This is a genomic window from Corynebacterium lipophiloflavum DSM 44291 (genome assembly GCF_000159635.1).
GTDB lineage: Bacteria > Actinomycetota > Actinomycetes > Mycobacteriales > Mycobacteriaceae > Corynebacterium > Corynebacterium lipophiloflavum.
In genome coordinates this window covers 128700-143155 of record NZ_GG667191.1, presented here as the reverse complement: position 1 = coordinate 143155, position 14456 = coordinate 128700, and the positions used below count along the sequence as shown (strand labels likewise).

Below are 14456 nucleotides of genomic sequence, written 5' to 3'. Positions count from 1 at the left end.
GCCCCGGAGATCACCACCAGCGACCTCACCTCGGCCGCGCTGGCGATGGCGGCGTGGGGCTCACCCGACCTGCCGCTTCTCGATCCACCCCCGGCCCAGGCGATGCAGGATGCGAAGGCCACCCTCACAGAGCTCGGTGCGCTGGATGGTTCGGGCATCACCGAGTTCGGGCGGAAGCTCGCGTCGCTGCCGCTGGATCCCCGGCTCGGTGCGGCGCTTTTGCGCCACGGAAGCGGAGCGGCGGAGACCGTCGCGGGGCTCGCGGAGGGGATGGGCGGCGACCTATCGCGGGCGCGTGCCCCGCGCAACCAGGTGCGGCGCCTCGAGCGGCTTGTCCACACGTCGGCCCCGGTCGACCCCGGTGAGGTCGTCGCCACGGCCTACCCGGGGTGGGTGGCCAAGCGCCTCGATCAAGGCTACCTGCTGGCCAGCGGCACACGCGCGACTCTGGACGCCCAGATGGGACAACCTGAATGGATCGCCGCCGCCGAGGTCCAGCTCACGCAAAAAGGAGCGATGATCCGCTCCGCGGCGCCCATCGACGAACCCACCCACCGCGTCACGGAGGAAACCCGTGCGAGCCTGGAGGGTAGCAAGGTGCGCGGCCGCAAGGTCAGGGCGATCGGCGCTATTGAACTTTCCTCAACACCGGTAAAGCTCTCCCCGGACGAGGCCGCCGAGGCACTGGCCGACCTCGACTTTGACGCGTTTACCCTGGACGAGGGCGCGCAACAGCTCAAGGACCGCCTCGACTTTTTGAATCAGCGGATCGGCGAGCCGTGGCCGAATGTCGAGGAGGGGGACTACTCGCCGGAGATCGCGGAGCTGGCCAAGGGGGCGTCGATAAGCAGGCTCGACATGCGCTCGGCCTTGATGCGGCAGCTCCCCTGGCCCGAGGCGGCGCGGCTGGACGAGCTCGCCCCGGAGCGCCTCGAGGTACCGAGCGGCTCACGCCCGCGGGTGGATTATGCGACAGGACGGCCAATCGTACGGGTAAAGCTGCAGGAATGCTTCGGGCTGGCGCAGTCGCCGACGTGTAGCGGCGTGAAGGTGCTGTTCCACTTGCTTTCTCCGGCCGGGCGCGAGCTGGCCGTGACGGATGACCTGACAAGTTTTTGGAGCGGGCCCTACCAGCAGGTGCGCAAGGAGATGCGCGGGCGCTACCCCAAGCACCCCTGGCCGGAGGACCCGTGGACGGCGACGGCGACGGCGCGGACGAAGAGGAGGGTGTGACAGACCAGACGCTTCCTGGCACCCTTACCCAACCCGCGGATTGCACACCGGTGACTCACTGTCCGGCTTCGCGCACGTCACGCCGCCGAAATCAATCCACTGCCCTTCCTTCAGTCCGTGTTGAGCAGGCGGGCAACACCATAGAGTCGACAAGGGAGTCACCCGACGCACCTGAATCCTAAGCTTGTCTCTTTACGCAGACACGAAACTATGAGCCAGTAAAATTGTGCGTTTTCGCTTCTGCGAAAACATCGACTGATATGATCGCCGTATGGTGTGGCCGTCTGTCGAGTACGAGGAACTGCCGTGGCATTCATCGTCGCGGGGGATGTCTCGCCGCACTGCGCGCAACGCTCCGTTGACGTACAAAAGCGCAGTAGTGCCCCGCATCGCAGATGCGCAGGTCAATCTCGATGCGGAGACCACAACGCTGCTAGAAACAGCGACTCTCGCGGTCAAGGAATTCGACCTCAGTCACGCTCACCGCATCGTCCCGTTCACCCCCCTTTTGCTGCGCAGCGAGTCGTTTGCATCCAGCCAGATCGAACAGCTCACCTCATCGGCTCGGCGGATCCTGGAAGCAGAGCTCACCGAACTCGCCGGCACCAACGCGCGGTTGATTGTGGCGAACACACGGCAAATGCAGGAGGCAGCGTCGATCGAAGGGGCGTCGACAAGCACGCTCCTTTATATGCATGACGTCTTGCTGCGGGATTCTGCCCCGGAGATCGCCGGCGTCCTACGCCAACAACCGGTGTGGATCGGGGGCCACGACTTCTACCCTCGCGACGCACTGTTCGTGCCCCCGCACCACAGTCACCTTCCCGCACTCATGGAGGATCTCGAGGCATTCGTGGCAAGGCGAGACCTCCCGATCCTCGTTCACGCCGCTCTTGCACACGCGCAGTTCGAGACTATCCACCCATTTGCCGACGGCAACGGCCGGACAGGGCGCGCCCTCGTTCATGTGCTGCTACGCCAGCGCGGTCTCACCAGGGAAACATCACTGCCCCTCTCTGCGGGCCTCCTGACCGATATCGACTCCTATTTCAAGGCGCTCGACTCCTACAGGGAAGGCCGGCCACAGGAGATCATTGATGTCTTCATCCACTCGGCCATCAGCGCTGTGGAGCGCGGTACATGGCTTGCAGCCGAGCTCAATGCCTTGAAGGGTGAGTGGGAGGGGGAAGTGAGCGCACGTGGTGATGCGCTCGTGTGGCAGCTCATACCTTTGTTGCTGCGACGCCCGGTGGTAACGTCCAGGATTGTTGCCGAGGAGTTGAACACAACGCAGGTCAGCGCGCGCAAGGCACTGGATGCGCTGGAGGGCACGGGAATCCTGGCAACGGCGATGCTGGATAAACGGACGCGAGCATGGCGGGCTGTCGAGGTCCTCGACCTGCTCGACGAGTTCGCTTCCCGCGGTGGGCGCCGTCAGGCACCGTGAGGCTGCGCAGGAACACCACCGCATCCATTTTCTTTAATTGAGTTCCCCCACTATTGTCGACGGACATGACGACGGACTCGAAGACCCACACTGTCACGCAGTGGACCCTGGTCTCGCTGATCATCGGCTCCACCATCGGGTCCGGGATCTTCGCCCTGCCCCAAAACATCGCCTCGGTGGCCGGCCCCGGCGCGATGCTCGTCGGGTGGGCAATCGCCGGCGTGGGCATGCTTTCCATCGCCTTTGTCTTCCAGATCCTCGCCCTGCGCAAGCCGAACCTGGATTCCGGGGTGTATTCCTACGTCCGCGCGGGCCTGGGCGACTTCATCGGCTTCACCTCGGGCTGGGGGTACTGGTTGGGCTCGGTGATTGCGCAGGTGGGCTACGCCAACCTGTTCTTCTCCACCATCGGCCATTACGTGCCGGTGCTGAGGAACAACTTGGTGCTCGCGGTGGCGACATCCGCGCTGACGTGGGTGATCTTCGCCGCTCTCACCCGCGGCGTGAAGCAGGCCGCGCTGATGAACGTGGTGACCACGGTGGCCAAACTAGTGCCCATCGTATCCTTCATCGTCCTGGTCGCCTTCCTCGGTTTCAGCTGGGACACCTTCACCCTCGACTTCTGGGGTGAGCGCTCGGGGGCGTCGTTTAGCGAGCAGCTCCAGGGCATCATGCTGTTTACGGTGTGGGTATTCATCGGCATCGAGGGAGCGAGCGTGTACTCCAAGCAGGCGCGCACGCGTGGCGACGTCGGCCGCGCCACCGTCATCGGCTTCCTCTCCGTGCTCGGTCTCCTCGTCGCCGTGTCCACTCTGTCCTACGGCGTGCTCAGCCGCGAGGAGCTCGCCGCCCTGCCGGAGAATTCCATGGGCGCGGTCCTCGAGGCGGCCATCGGCCCGGCCGGAGGCGCGCTGATTTCAATCGGTCTGTGCCTGTCCGTGCTGGGGGCCTACGTGTCGTGGCAGATGCTGTGCGCGGAGCCGATCGTGATGATGGCCAACGACGGTCTGCTGCCCACCCGCCTCGGCCGCACCAACTCGGCCGGCGCACCGGTGACCGCCCAGCTCATCTCCACCGCGGTGATCCAGGCCTTCGTGATTATCTTCTACGTCAGCGAGGCCTCGTACACCTCCATGGTGCAGCTCGCGACCATCATGTACCTGCTGCCGTACATCTTCTCGGCGCTCTACCTCGTCCTGCTCGCCGTGCGCGGCAAGGGCCTGACCCACCCGCACGCGGGCACGCGTTTCGACGACTCCGGGCCCGCCGTCGCGGCCTCCTCCAACCGTGTGCACCTCGCCGTCGGCGTCCTCGGCGTCATCTACTCGCTGTGGCTGATCTACGCCGCCGACCCCGTTTACGTGCTTTTCGGCGCGCTCGCCGTCGTTCCTGGGCTTGTCCCTTACGTGCTGACGCGGCTGAGCAGGCGAGAGAAGCTGTTCAACGGTTTCGAGTGGGCCGTCGTGGTGATCGTCGTCGCCGGCGCAATCGTCGCCGTCACCGGCTTACTCAATGGCACCCTTGCTTTTGGCTGACGCGACAATCGGCCACAGCATCTCCGCCATCGCGCGGGCGTGGGCCTTTTTGTCGCGTAGGTCGAACGCCGTGCGCATGACCACGCTGCCCACCACCATGGTGGCGATGACGCCGCCGTTGACGTCGGGCGAGAAGCTACCCACCTCAACGCCCTTGCGGTAGTAGCGCGCGAAACCGTCGAGCAGTTCGGAGACGACGCGCTCGCGCCACTCGCCGATAAATTCGTCGGAGCTCGACACCGTGGCGCCGATCAGTCGGATGCCGATCTTGTTCTCCAGGTGGTCCTGAACGCTGGCCAGGTACTGCTCGAACCCCTTCTGCGTGGTGGGGTACTCCGTAGGGATTTCCAGCGTGACCCGGCGTAGGGCGTCGATAAGCATGTCGATGCGATCGTTGTAGCGCCTGTAGATGGTGGTCTTGGCCACTCCGGAATCTGCCACAACGGCGTCAATGGTCACCGCCGGGAACCCCTTTTCGCGCGCGAGTTTGAGCACGGAGCGGACAATCTTCTCCTCGGTCGCTGCCCGGCGCTTTGGCCGCTGACCTCGAACCGGCGTCTCAGTGTTGGTCATTGGCTAATAATGACACATCTATAGGAGCGAAAACTTAGATATAGGAAAATTCACTGCGTGAGTATCATCGCTCGAGTGCACACATGGCTCAGATGGCTGATCGTCGCTCCCGCCTCGGTCGCGCTCGGCTTCGTGCTCTCGCGCCTCGGGGTCCCGGTGGCCTGGATCCTCGGCGCGATCCTCGCCTCCGGCGCAATGGCGCTGGCCAGCGGGCGTGATCTGCCCGTCGACCCACGCATCCTCTCGGCCGCCCGCGGCATCATCGGGGTCATCGCGGCGCTGTCGCTGGCCAACGTGCCCCCGCGTGAGCTGCTCGGCTACCTCGCTCCGGGCGTGATGGTCGCGGTGGTGACGGTGGGCCTCGCGTTTGCCGGAGGCCTATTTTTGGCCAAGCACGGTGTGTCGCGCGAGACGGGGATCCTCTCCCTGCTTGCGGGCGGGGCGTCGATGATGCCCGCGATCGCCGAGGATGTCGGCGGGGACCCGCGCTATGTGGCGCTGTCGCAGTACCTGCGTCTTTTGGCCGTCTCGGTGACCCTGCCGCTGGTGGCCGCGTTTCTCACCGCGCCCGGCGGGACGGGCCACGCCCCCGAAGCCAGCGCCTGGTGGGTCTGGCTGCTGATTCCCGCGCTCGTCGCGGTGGGCCAGCCGCTGGGCACACTGCTCCACATGCCGAACTCGAAGGTGTTCGGTCCGCTGACGCTCACCGCCGTCGTCGCCTCGCTTATCGACGCCCCCCTGACCCCGCCGCCGGCGATCACGATCGTCGCCTTCCTCGCGATCGGGTGGCTGTGCGGCGGCGGCCTCAACGTTGCCGCCCTGAGGTTGTTCGCGCGGTTGCTGCCGGTCACCGTGACCTACATCGTGGCGCTGATGGGCGCGTGCGCCGCCGTGGGCTGGGTGGTCTCGGCGTGGCTGGATATCACCTACTACGAGGGCTACCTCGCCACCAGCCCCGGCGCGATCGAGACAGTGCTGGCGCTCTCAGCGGAAGGCGGCGCGGGGCCGGCAGTGATCGCGATCCAGCTCATCCGGCTGTGCGGGGTGCTGCTGTTCGCCGCCTACCTGCCGAAGCTGCTCAAGCGCCTACAGGATTTCCTGGGCCAAGAGGTCCATCGGCATTGAACCGAGGCGCAGGGCGCGGTCGTGGAATTCGCGCAGCGTGGTGCCTTGGGCAAGCGCCGCGTCGCGAAGCTTCAGCCAGGCGCGGTAGCCCACGGCGTAGGCGGCGGCCTGCCCCGGCCACCCCATGTAGCGGTCCAGCTCGAAGCTGAGGCGGGTCTCAGTCATGGCGGTGTTGTCGCGCAGGAACGCCTTGGCGTACTGGGCATCCCACACGCCGGTCTTGTCCGGCGTCTTCTTGTGCAGATGGACACCGATGTCAACGATAACGCGGGCGAGCTGCAGTCGCCTCGAGTCGAGGTGGCCAAGACGTTTGGCCGGGTCCTCGAAAAAGCCGTAGGAATCCATCAGGTGCTCGGCGTACAGCGCCCAGCCCTCGGAGTGCGCAGCGTTTGCGTTGACGCTGCGGCGCCACAAGTTCAGGTTGCCGCGCTCGCTTAGCGCCGTCGCGGACTGCACGTGGTGGCCGGGCGCGCCCTGGTGGAAGATGTGGGTCAGCTCGTGCCAGGTGTGCAGCGCCTGACTGCCCTCGGGCATGGAGCACCACAGGGTGCCGGGGCGGACCATGTCGTCGCTCGGCGGGATGTAGTGCAGCCCGCCACTGCCCGTGTGATCGATCGCGCAATCCAACCGCTCCACGCCATGGGGAATGGTGAAGCAGTTGTCGCGCAGTACATCGTAGGCCTCGCGGGTGGTCTCGACCATCCAGTCGAGCAACTCATCGGAGGAGCGCAGGGTGTAGCGCTTGTCCTCGTTGAGCTTGCGGTACGCCGCGTGGATCGTGGTGGGCGCATCGAACATGGCGCGGGTCAGCTTCGACTGCTCCTCGACCAGCTCACGCAGACTCTCAATCGCCCACTCATAGGTTTCGTCCAGGTCGACCTTGCGGCCGAGAAAGAACTGGGAGAGGAACTCGTAGCGCTCGCGGCCCACACCGTCGTCGTGCGGCGCCATCGGCGAGAGCTCCGTCGACAGCCAGTCTGCCATGTCCTGGAAGGCGTTCTTGGCGTCGTTGACCACCGTCGATTCCGGTGCGACGCCGAGACGCTCGAGCCTCGAGCCTTCATCGCCGAGCGCTTCACACTGGCTGATGACGGCGTCGATCTGGCGGTGGGTGGCTACATCACCCTGGCTGGCCGCCTCAGCCAGCGACTCGCGGTAGCCGGCCAGCGCGGCGGCCACCTTGGACAGGCGGGACTCGACGTTGGCGATGTCGTCGGCGCTCTGCTTCGGCATCAGGCGCAAGCTGTCCCGGATGCGCTGAACAGGCGAGTCGATGTTGTTGAGCATCCGCAGGTCTTCGCCGCGGTGGTGCAAGTCCAGCTCCTGGGTCATGCGGTCGCGCAAGATCGCCGCGGTGAGCGTGTCCACGTGGTCGAAATCGTCGTCGTCGTCGCATTCGTCAGTGCAGTCGTTGATCGCGTCGACGTCCGCGAGTAGGTCGCGGATCCGGTTGGCCACCCTTTCCCAGTGTGCGGGACTGAAATCCTGGAGGTCGTGGTCGTGGCCCTCAATCCCGATTCTCGAACCCAGGGTTGGGGAGAGCGCGACGAGGTCGTAGACGAAATCCTCACAGGTCGCGTCGAGCAGAGAGGGGGCCCTCCCAGTTTGAGCAGACGTCATGAGGGCAAAGTCTAACGCAGAATTCTTCTATCCGTGAAGGCCAGCGCCTCACCGCCACGCTTTGTCTAGCCCGAATGGACAAAGCGGTCTAGACGGTTGCTATTATATTCACATGACCTCGTTTCCCTTCTCCCGCCCGTCGAGCCCGGCGGCGAAGTGCCTGCACCTGATCAGGCTGGGAGAGCTGACGTCGAGAAGCGAGCTGGTCGCAAAAACCGGGCTGAGCCAGCCCACGATCACCCGCGCCGTCGCCGCCCTGGTTAAAGCGGGATACGTCACGGAACGCACCGACCTTACCCGCGCCGCAGGACGCGGCCGTCCCACCGTCCCGCTGGAGCTGTCGGAACCGCGCGCCCTGCACGCCGGGATCGCCGTGGGCACGCTGTCGACCTACATCGCACTATTCGACTTGAAGGGCCGCACGGTGCGCAGCGTCGACATCGATGTCGAGGTCGCCGGGGAGAGCCAGGACGACTTTATCCAGCGCATCATGGCCATCCTCAACCGCCTGACCACCGGCGTGAGCCGCCCGCTCGCCACCGTGGGCGTGACCACCTCCGGCAGCGTCACCGGCGACGGCGAGGTCTACGCACCGAACCTCGGGTGGCGCGACGTTAAGATCGGGGCGCAGCTGCGCGAGCAGTTCTCCGTGCCCGTCGTGGTCACCTCCGCCGCCGCCGCGATCGTCGGCTCGGAGATCCAGTCCACGCCCTCGCTTGCCGACGAGGCCGTCATGGCACTGTTCGCCGACGACTCCATCGGCTGCGCCGTCTCCACCGAGGAAGGCGTGCTCCCCGTCATCGTCACCCGCGACGACCTGACCACGCAGGGGCTCATCGACACCATCGGGGAGCCGAGCATCCGCACGCTTCGCGACGCCGTGACGGACTCAACCCACAAGCACACCACGCGGGGCGCGCTCGACGACCGCGCCCACGAGCTCGGTGAACTCGCCGCGCAGCTCAGCTCGCAGCACGCGCCGTCGACCATCGTCGTCGCCGGCAGCGCGTTTATCGACGACCCACTGGCCCCCGCACCGTTCGCCCGCAGCGTGCGGGCCGCAGGCGTCGACGCTGACCTGCGGATGATCCCGACCCACCGCGAGGTGGTGCGCGACATTGCCCGCGCCGTGGCGCTAGATTTCGTGCTTCGCGAGCCCCTCGCGGTGGCGGCGCCCTAGCTCCACGTAGGACGCGGCGTGGCGCACCCGCTCAGCCCGCGTGGTCTCCTCGAGCTCCTTGCGCACCTTCGCCGGCACCCCGGCCGCGACGCTGAAGCGGGCAATCTCCTGGCACTGAAGCACCACCGCTCCCCCGGCGATGATGCTGCCCTCACCGACACGGGAGCGCGACAGCACGGTCGCGCTCATCCCGATCAGGCAGGCCGACTCGATGTAGCAGGAATGGACCATCGCGAGGTGGCCGACCGTGACGTCCTCCTCAAGCACCGTCTCGCCGCCCGTGTCGACGTGGAGGACGCAACCGTCCTGGATGTTGGAGCGCGCCCCGATCCTGATCGGGCCCACGTCCCCGCGGATCACCGCCCCCGGCCACACGCTGACATCCTCGGCGATGGTGACGTCGCCGATGATCGTCGCCTCCGGCGCGATGTAGGCGCTCGGGTGGATCGAGGGAACCTTTGACTCGAAGCTGTAGATCATGCCAGTGCCTTTCTCACGTCCGCCGGGTCGGTGAAAAGGACCGCCCGCATTCCAAGGTGCGCCGCCGCCTCAACCCACTGCTCACGGTGGTCGAAGTACACGGTGGAGGCCAGTTTCGCGCCCATCGCATCCACTGCCACCCGGTAGACGGCCGCGTCCGGTTTCGCCACCCCGATGTCGCAGGAGAAGGTCACCGCGTCAAGCTCGCCGAGCCACGGGTGGGTACTGCGCAGGTGAGACGCGACAACCGGCGGGGCGTTGTCGACGACCCCGCACGTCCAGCCGGCGTCGACAAGCTCGAGCAGGCACTCCACCACGGCGCGGCGCGGCTCCAACAGAGTGTCCACATCCGCCGCGACCGCCTCGTGGACATCGATGTCATCAATCCCGGCGCGGATGGCCACCTGCTGCCACCAGCGGATATCGGAGACGTCGCCGACGTTGTAGGAGGGCCTCAAATCCTCGTACACCGTCCAGAACCGCTCCGGGTCCAACGCGCCCGCGGCATGTTCGACCCGCGCACGCGCGGTCGTCGTCCTGGGCTCCAACGCAACGCCGGAAAGCCCGAAAAGTAGAGCGTCCATGCCTCTCAAGCGTAGTCGAGGCCGTCTAGAACAAGCCCGAGCGCGTCGCCGACATTTGCGCGCCACACCACGTCAACCTTCGGGTCGGCGCGGCCCGGCCCGGCGTTGATCACGGCTACCTCCTTGCCCTGGGCGAGCGCGTCGAGAACGAGCCGGTAGCCGCTCATCACGGCCAGGGAGGTGCCCATCGCGATGACACCGGTGGAGTTCTGCAGCATCTCGGCCGCCCGCGCCCGGCGCGTCCGCGGCACGTTCTCGCCGAAGTAGACCACGTCCGGTTTGACGCGCGTGGAGCCGCACGAGCTGCACGGCACCATGCGGAAGCGCTCGACATCGGTGGAGCGCAGTTCGATGTCGCCGTCGGGGTTGAGCATCGAACCCGTGACGACGACCGATTCCACGTACCCGGGGTTCGCGGCGGTCAGGCGGGTGTCGAAAAGCTCGCGCTGCTCGCGCGACCGGCAATCGAGGCAGACAACGCAATCCATGTCGCCGTGCAGGGCGATAACGCCCTCGCTGCCCGCCTCGCGGTGGAGCCCGTCGACGTTTTGGGTGACGATGCCGCTGAGCAGCCCGGCACGCTCCAGCTCCACCAGCGCGAAGTGGGCGCGGTTGGGCTTGGCGGCGCGCATGAAGCGGATCCCGACGAAGGCGCGGGCCCAGTAGCGGCGCACCGCAGTCGGCGAGTGCGCGAACTCCTGGTACGTCATCGGGCGCCCCTTGGTCAGCCTTCCGCCCGGCGAGCGGTAATCGGGGATGCCGGACTCGGTGGAGATGCCGGCGCCCGTGAGCACGAGCACCCGCGGGTGGCGCAGCATGCTCACCACCCGGTCAAGCGCCGCAGCGGGGTCGGTCGGGGTGACCGTTTCATAAACGACGCGCTCAATGGAACGAATCGCGCTGCGGTGCGCCATCTGCACCGCAGGGTCAGAAAACTCCATCAGCGAAACGGCACTTCCCCTATTGTGCGGCGCAGCTTGCGCGTGCGCAGGCGCTCCGGGCTCTTCGCCAGCTTCTCCATCGCCTTGACCGCGCACATCACGTGGGCCTCCTTCGAGTTGGAATAGAAGGCCTGCGCGGCGGCCGGCAGCTTGGGCACGGCGTGCAGCGGCAGGTCCGAGACCGCGAGCAAGGTGCCGTACGGCACGCGGTAGCGGTACCCGTTGGCGGCGATGGTGCACGACTCCATGTCCACGGCGGCCGCCGTCGAGCCACGCAGCCAGTTCCACAGCTCCTGCGGGGACTTCCACTCCCAGTTGCGGTCCCCCGTCGACAGCACGGTTCCGGTGCGCATCAGCGAAGGGTCCTCGCCGTAAATCGTCTCGACGGTTTTTTCCAGGGTGCGCTGGATCTCGGGCACGGCGGGAATGGGCTGGTCGCGGCGGATGTGGGCGTCGAGAACGTTGTCGTGGCGCTCGTAGGCGTTGCCCAGGATCAGGTCCCCGATGCGCATCCGCCCGTCCATGCCCGCGCAGTGGCCGATCATGATCCACGCCTCCGGGCGCAACACCGCGAGGCAATCGGTGATTGTCTTCGCGTTCGACGGGCCGACCCCGATGTTGATCATCGTGATGCCGTCGCCGTTATCGGTGACCAGGTCGTAGCGCGGCATCTGACGCGGGGAGCCGAGGTCCACATCCCCGGGGTTTTCCCCCGGCTCGACCTCGCCCGCGGGCAGGACCAGGCGGGTGTAGCGGGAGTCGGGCTGTTCCATCGCGCGCAGCCCGAAAGCGACGAACTCGCGGGTGTGCATCGCGTAATTGGTAAACAGAATGTAGCGCTGCACCGTATCAACCGGGATGCCCGTGTAGTGCTCGATACGCGCGCAGGCGATGTCGAAGCGCTGCGGCCCGAAGTGGAACAGGGGTTTCTCCGCGCCGTGGAAGGAGTCCCACTCGCCGTCGATGATGCCATCGTGGACGTCGTCAAGCGTCGGGCGCGGGACGGAATCGGCGAACGAGGCGCGCACCTCGCTGAGCCCCTTGATTCCGCGAATGTACTCCGGCGGGATGCGGGTGTCGGAGTAGCCGACGCGGATTTCGCACGGGTAGTTCGAGCACAGCGCGCGCAGCTGGTTGGTCAGGTACGCGGCCATGAGGTCCGGGCGCGACACCGCTGCGCTGTACGTTCCCGCCTCGTCGACGTATCCGAACGGTTCTCGGCGATCCACCGGCACCCACTGCGTGACCTCAACGGCGATCTTCGGGTATCGCACGGCGTCGTAGCCCGAGTAGTCGCCCGATGCGATGACCTCGCGCGCGAGGTCGCACGACGCTTCATAGAGCTTGATCAGCTTCTCGACGCTCTCCTCAACGCTTTCGACCCTCTCCATGGGCGCCAGCGTACTCAAAACCCGCGCCGTGGACCCTTCCCAGTATTCTTGGTGCTCATGGGTCTAGCGGATGTTGTGTGGTCAGCTGAAAGGCGCCTGGTGCGTTCCCAGGTGCGTCGTCACGCGCGCGCGGGATGGCAGCCGCGAGCCACGGGGTTCACCGGCTACGGCAGCCCCGAGCGCGCACGCGTGGTGGGCAGGGTTCTGATGGTGGATCCCGCGGGCAGCCACGCCGAAAACAACGACAATGCCGACCCAACGGCGCAGCGCGGCTGGCGACAGTTCATCACCACCCCGGTGCCGGACGCCGCCGTCACGGTCGAGCTTGGCAGCCAGCGCATCGACGCCCGCACCAACGACGAGGGCTACTTCGAGGTTCTCATCCTCGACCACGGTCTCGGACCGGGCTGGCACGACGCCACGGTCAGCGTCGCCCTGGGCGAAAGCCGCGAGGTCGCGCCGGTGCACATCATCTCCGACGAGGTCACCCGCGCCATCATTTCGGACGTGGACGACACCATCATGGTCACGATGCTGCCGCGCGCGGTGCTCGCGGCATGGAACTCATGGGTGAAAAAGACCAACACCCGCCAGCCTGTGGCCGGCATGGCGCACTTCTTTGAGGCGATGCGCGGCTCGTCCGATCCCGTTTTTTACCTCTCCACGGGCGCGTGGAATACCTACGACACCTTGGTGGACTTCATCGAGCGCCACGGCCTGCCGCGCGGCCCGCTCCTGCTGACGGATTGGGGCCCCACCCAGACCGGCCTGTTCCGCTCGGGCCCGGAACACAAGCGCGTTCAGCTGCGCAACCTGATCATCGACTTCCCCAACATCACCTGGACGCTCGTCGGCGACGACGGCCAACACGACCCGATGATCTACTCCGATGTCGTCTTCGAGCACCCCGACAAGGTGGAGCTGGTGGCCATTCGCGAGCTCTCCCCCACCGAGCACATCCTCGCCCACGGCAGCACCACCACCATCCAGCAGCCAGGCAACTACCAAGGCACTCCCTCAATTTCCGGCACCGATGGATACGCTCTCGTATCTGAATGGGACAAACTTCGCCGCACGGTTTAATATTTTCGCCGTGATTACGCGTGCGGCGTCCCTGGCGAGTCCGCTCATTGCCCTGTTCTTCGCCTCTGGCTGCGCAGCGGCACCCGTGCCGGAACCTGCGCCGGCACCCACCCCCGCCTACTCCACTGCCGCCTCCCCTGAGGTGTTCGATGTCACCGGTACCTTGCAGGCGCTGCGCGACAACCTCGACGCCATTGAGGAGGAAACCGGCACGGAGCTGGGCATTTCGCTTTACGACGGCCACGTCAACGGCTACACCGGCACCATCGCCACCCTGCCGTCGTGGTCCACGGTCAAAGTGCCGATCGCGTTGGCGGCCCAACAGCACTGCGACGTAAGTGATGCGGCACTGGAGACGCTCATTGAGGCCTCCATCGAATGGTCTGACAACGACTCCGCGAGCACGCTGCTGCAGTGCGTGGGCACGCAGCACGTCGAGGAAGAGGTCGCCGAGGCCGGCGCCACCATCGATGTCAACAGCGCCTTCGGCCGCTCCGACTGGCCCTTGGCCTCGGCGGCGCGCTACGGCTGGTACCTGTCCACTCGTGACGAAGACAACGAGGTGATCATCGCCATGCACAACGTGGTCGATGAGCAGCAGTGGGGCCTGGGCGCGCTCGACGACGCGGCGTTCAAGGGCGGCTGGAGCGGTGACCGGCTGGACGGGTCGTGGCACTCGCGCCAGTTTGGCTTCGTGCCTATGGATGGCGCCGCGCTCGGCGTTGCCATCGCGGCGCGCTCGCCGGAAGGTTCCTACGCGGATACCATCGAGGCATTGGACCAGCTCACAGCCGTTTTGGCTGAGCAGCTGGGGGTAGCGGTTCGCCCCCGGTAGCGACCCCAGGCGCAAAGTGTGACAAGCTTGAGCGCAGTCGCAATTTGTTGCATAGTGCTGAACCAAGATTCACGTGCTCGCAGAGATTTAACGTCGTTTCCGACTCGCAGTGGCAGTGAATCATGTTGCCGCTCGTAGCATCACCAGAAGAAACTTGAAGGTAAAAAATATGGCACAGGGTACTGTGAAATGGTTCAACGGCGACAAGGGCTTCGGCTTCATCGCTCCCAACGACGGCTCCACGGACGTGTTCGTCCACTTCTCCGAGATCCAGGGCAGCGGCTACCGCAACCTTGAGGAGAACCAGCAGGTCGAGTACGTGGTCGGCGAGGGCGCCAAGGGCCCTCAGGCCCAGCAGGTCGTAGCCCTCTAAGAGCTACCGAACCACCGCCGCACTTTTTTAAGGTGCGGCGGTTTTTGCGTTGTCGA

General features: G+C 66.0%; 14 protein-coding genes. 8 read left to right on the top strand and 6 right to left on the bottom strand.

The features are described 5' to 3' along the window. The 3 genes from HMPREF0298_RS00645 to HMPREF0298_RS00635 form a co-directional block, all read left to right on the top strand. The coding region (locus HMPREF0298_RS00645; protein ID WP_006839136.1) for an ATP-dependent helicase C-terminal domain-containing protein at positions 1–1233 on the top strand (1233 nt) is incomplete at its 5' end. A 379-nt stretch (positions 1234–1612) separates the two neighbouring features. Then, entirely contained in the window at positions 1613–2680 is a 1068-nt protein-coding gene (locus tag HMPREF0298_RS00640; RefSeq protein ID WP_245527419.1) for a Fic family protein, read from the top strand. Positions 2681–2745: 65 nt separating this feature from the next. Beyond that, complete coding sequence (locus HMPREF0298_RS00635; protein WP_006839134.1) at positions 2746–4215, top strand: basic amino acid/polyamine antiporter; 1470 nt, start codon at positions 2746–2748, stop codon at positions 4213–4215. Here HMPREF0298_RS00635 and HMPREF0298_RS00630 read toward each other — a convergent pair. Further along, a complete protein-coding gene (locus tag HMPREF0298_RS00630; protein WP_006839133.1) occupies positions 4186–4788 on the bottom strand; it encodes a TetR/AcrR family transcriptional regulator in 603 nt (200 codons plus the stop codon). The genes HMPREF0298_RS00635 and HMPREF0298_RS00630 overlap by 30 nt on opposite strands. 57 nt (positions 4789–4845) lie before the next feature. Here HMPREF0298_RS00630 and HMPREF0298_RS00625 point away from each other — a divergent pair, with 57 nt between their 5' ends. Further along, a complete protein-coding gene (locus tag HMPREF0298_RS00625) occupies positions 4846–5913 on the top strand; it encodes an AbrB family transcriptional regulator (RefSeq protein ID WP_006839132.1) in 1068 nt (355 codons plus the stop codon). Here HMPREF0298_RS00625 and HMPREF0298_RS00620 read toward each other — a convergent pair. Continuing rightward, complete coding sequence (locus tag HMPREF0298_RS00620) at positions 5875–7533, bottom strand: DUF885 domain-containing protein (protein WP_006839131.1); 1659 nt, start codon at positions 7531–7533, stop codon at positions 5875–5877. The two genes, HMPREF0298_RS00625 and HMPREF0298_RS00620, sit on opposite strands and share 39 nt — an antisense overlap. 112 nt (positions 7534–7645) lie before the next feature. Here HMPREF0298_RS00620 and HMPREF0298_RS00615 point away from each other — a divergent pair, with 112 nt between their 5' ends. Further along, positions 7646–8713: an ROK family transcriptional regulator gene (locus HMPREF0298_RS00615; protein WP_006839130.1), complete on the top strand. Its 1068-nt coding sequence runs from the start codon at positions 7646–7648 to the stop codon at positions 8711–8713. On the opposite strand, the gene HMPREF0298_RS00610 is transcribed toward HMPREF0298_RS00615, so the two are convergent. Genes HMPREF0298_RS00610 through amn form a run of 4 tightly spaced genes read right to left on the bottom strand, consistent with a single transcriptional unit; the run spans position 8669 to position 12109 of the window. Next, a complete protein-coding gene (locus tag HMPREF0298_RS00610; protein WP_006839129.1) occupies positions 8669–9193 on the bottom strand; it encodes a gamma carbonic anhydrase family protein in 525 nt (174 codons plus the stop codon). The genes HMPREF0298_RS00615 and HMPREF0298_RS00610 overlap by 45 nt on opposite strands. Further along, positions 9190–9777 carry an HAD family hydrolase gene (locus HMPREF0298_RS00605; RefSeq protein ID WP_006839128.1) on the bottom strand — a complete coding sequence of 196 codons (588 nt, stop codon included), beginning with the start codon at positions 9775–9777 and terminating at the stop codon, positions 9190–9192. The genes HMPREF0298_RS00610 and HMPREF0298_RS00605 overlap by 4 nt, the downstream gene beginning before the upstream one ends. A 5-nt stretch (positions 9778–9782) precedes the next feature. Next, positions 9783–10718 (bottom strand): Sir2 family NAD-dependent protein deacetylase, encoded by a 936-nt coding sequence (locus HMPREF0298_RS00600; RefSeq protein ID WP_006839127.1) that lies wholly within the window; start codon positions 10716–10718, stop codon positions 9783–9785. Then, positions 10718–12109, bottom strand: coding sequence for an AMP nucleosidase (gene amn, locus HMPREF0298_RS00595; RefSeq protein ID WP_006839126.1), 1392 nt, complete (start codon positions 12107–12109; stop codon positions 10718–10720). The genes HMPREF0298_RS00600 and amn overlap by 1 nt, the downstream gene beginning before the upstream one ends. Positions 12110–12166: 57 nt before the next feature. Between amn and HMPREF0298_RS00590 the strand changes: the two genes are divergently transcribed. The 3 genes from HMPREF0298_RS00590 to HMPREF0298_RS00580 all read left to right on the top strand — a co-directional run bounded on the left by HMPREF0298_RS00590 (position 12167) and on the right by HMPREF0298_RS00580 (position 14400). Continuing rightward, positions 12167–13192 carry an App1 family protein phosphatidate phosphatase gene (locus HMPREF0298_RS00590; protein ID WP_040422106.1) on the top strand — a complete coding sequence of 342 codons (1026 nt, stop codon included), beginning with the start codon at positions 12167–12169 and terminating at the stop codon, positions 13190–13192. A gap of 10 nt (positions 13193–13202) precedes the next feature. Next, positions 13203–14027, top strand: a complete 825-nt coding sequence (locus HMPREF0298_RS00585) for a serine hydrolase (protein WP_050758224.1) — start codon at positions 13203–13205, stop codon at positions 14025–14027. A 169-nt stretch (positions 14028–14196) separates the two neighbouring features. After that, a complete protein-coding gene (locus tag HMPREF0298_RS00580) occupies positions 14197–14400 on the top strand; it encodes a cold-shock protein (protein WP_006839123.1) in 204 nt (67 codons plus the stop codon). The last annotated feature ends 56 nt before the right edge of the window (positions 14401–14456 follow it).

Bases quoted from the DNA above. Each gene is read 5' to 3' on its own strand.
- HMPREF0298_RS00635 (WP_006839134.1), top strand. From the start codon at position 2,746: ATGACGACGGACTCGAAGACCCACACTGTCACGCAGTGGACCCTGGTC.
- HMPREF0298_RS00630 (WP_006839133.1), bottom strand. From the start codon at position 4,788: ATGACCAACACTGAGACGCCGGTTCGAGGTCAGCGGCCAAAGCGCCGG.
- HMPREF0298_RS00620 (WP_006839131.1), bottom strand. From the start codon at position 7,533: ATGACGTCTGCTCAAACTGGGAGGGCCCCCTCTCTGCTCGACGCGACC.
- HMPREF0298_RS00615 (WP_006839130.1), top strand. From the start codon at position 7,646: ATGACCTCGTTTCCCTTCTCCCGCCCGTCGAGCCCGGCGGCGAAGTGC.
- HMPREF0298_RS00610 (WP_006839129.1), bottom strand. From the start codon at position 9,193: ATGATCTACAGCTTCGAGTCAAAGGTTCCCTCGATCCACCCGAGCGCC.
- HMPREF0298_RS00605 (WP_006839128.1), bottom strand. From the start codon at position 9,777: ATGGACGCTCTACTTTTCGGGCTTTCCGGCGTTGCGTTGGAGCCCAGG.
- HMPREF0298_RS00600 (WP_006839127.1), bottom strand. From the start codon at position 10,718: ATGGAGTTTTCTGACCCTGCGGTGCAGATGGCGCACCGCAGCGCGATT.
- amn (WP_006839126.1), bottom strand. From the start codon at position 12,109: ATGGAGAGGGTCGAAAGCGTTGAGGAGAGCGTCGAGAAGCTGATCAAG.
- HMPREF0298_RS00590 (WP_040422106.1), top strand. From the start codon at position 12,167: ATGGGTCTAGCGGATGTTGTGTGGTCAGCTGAAAGGCGCCTGGTGCGT.
- HMPREF0298_RS00580 (WP_006839123.1), top strand. From the start codon at position 14,197: ATGGCACAGGGTACTGTGAAATGGTTCAACGGCGACAAGGGCTTCGGC.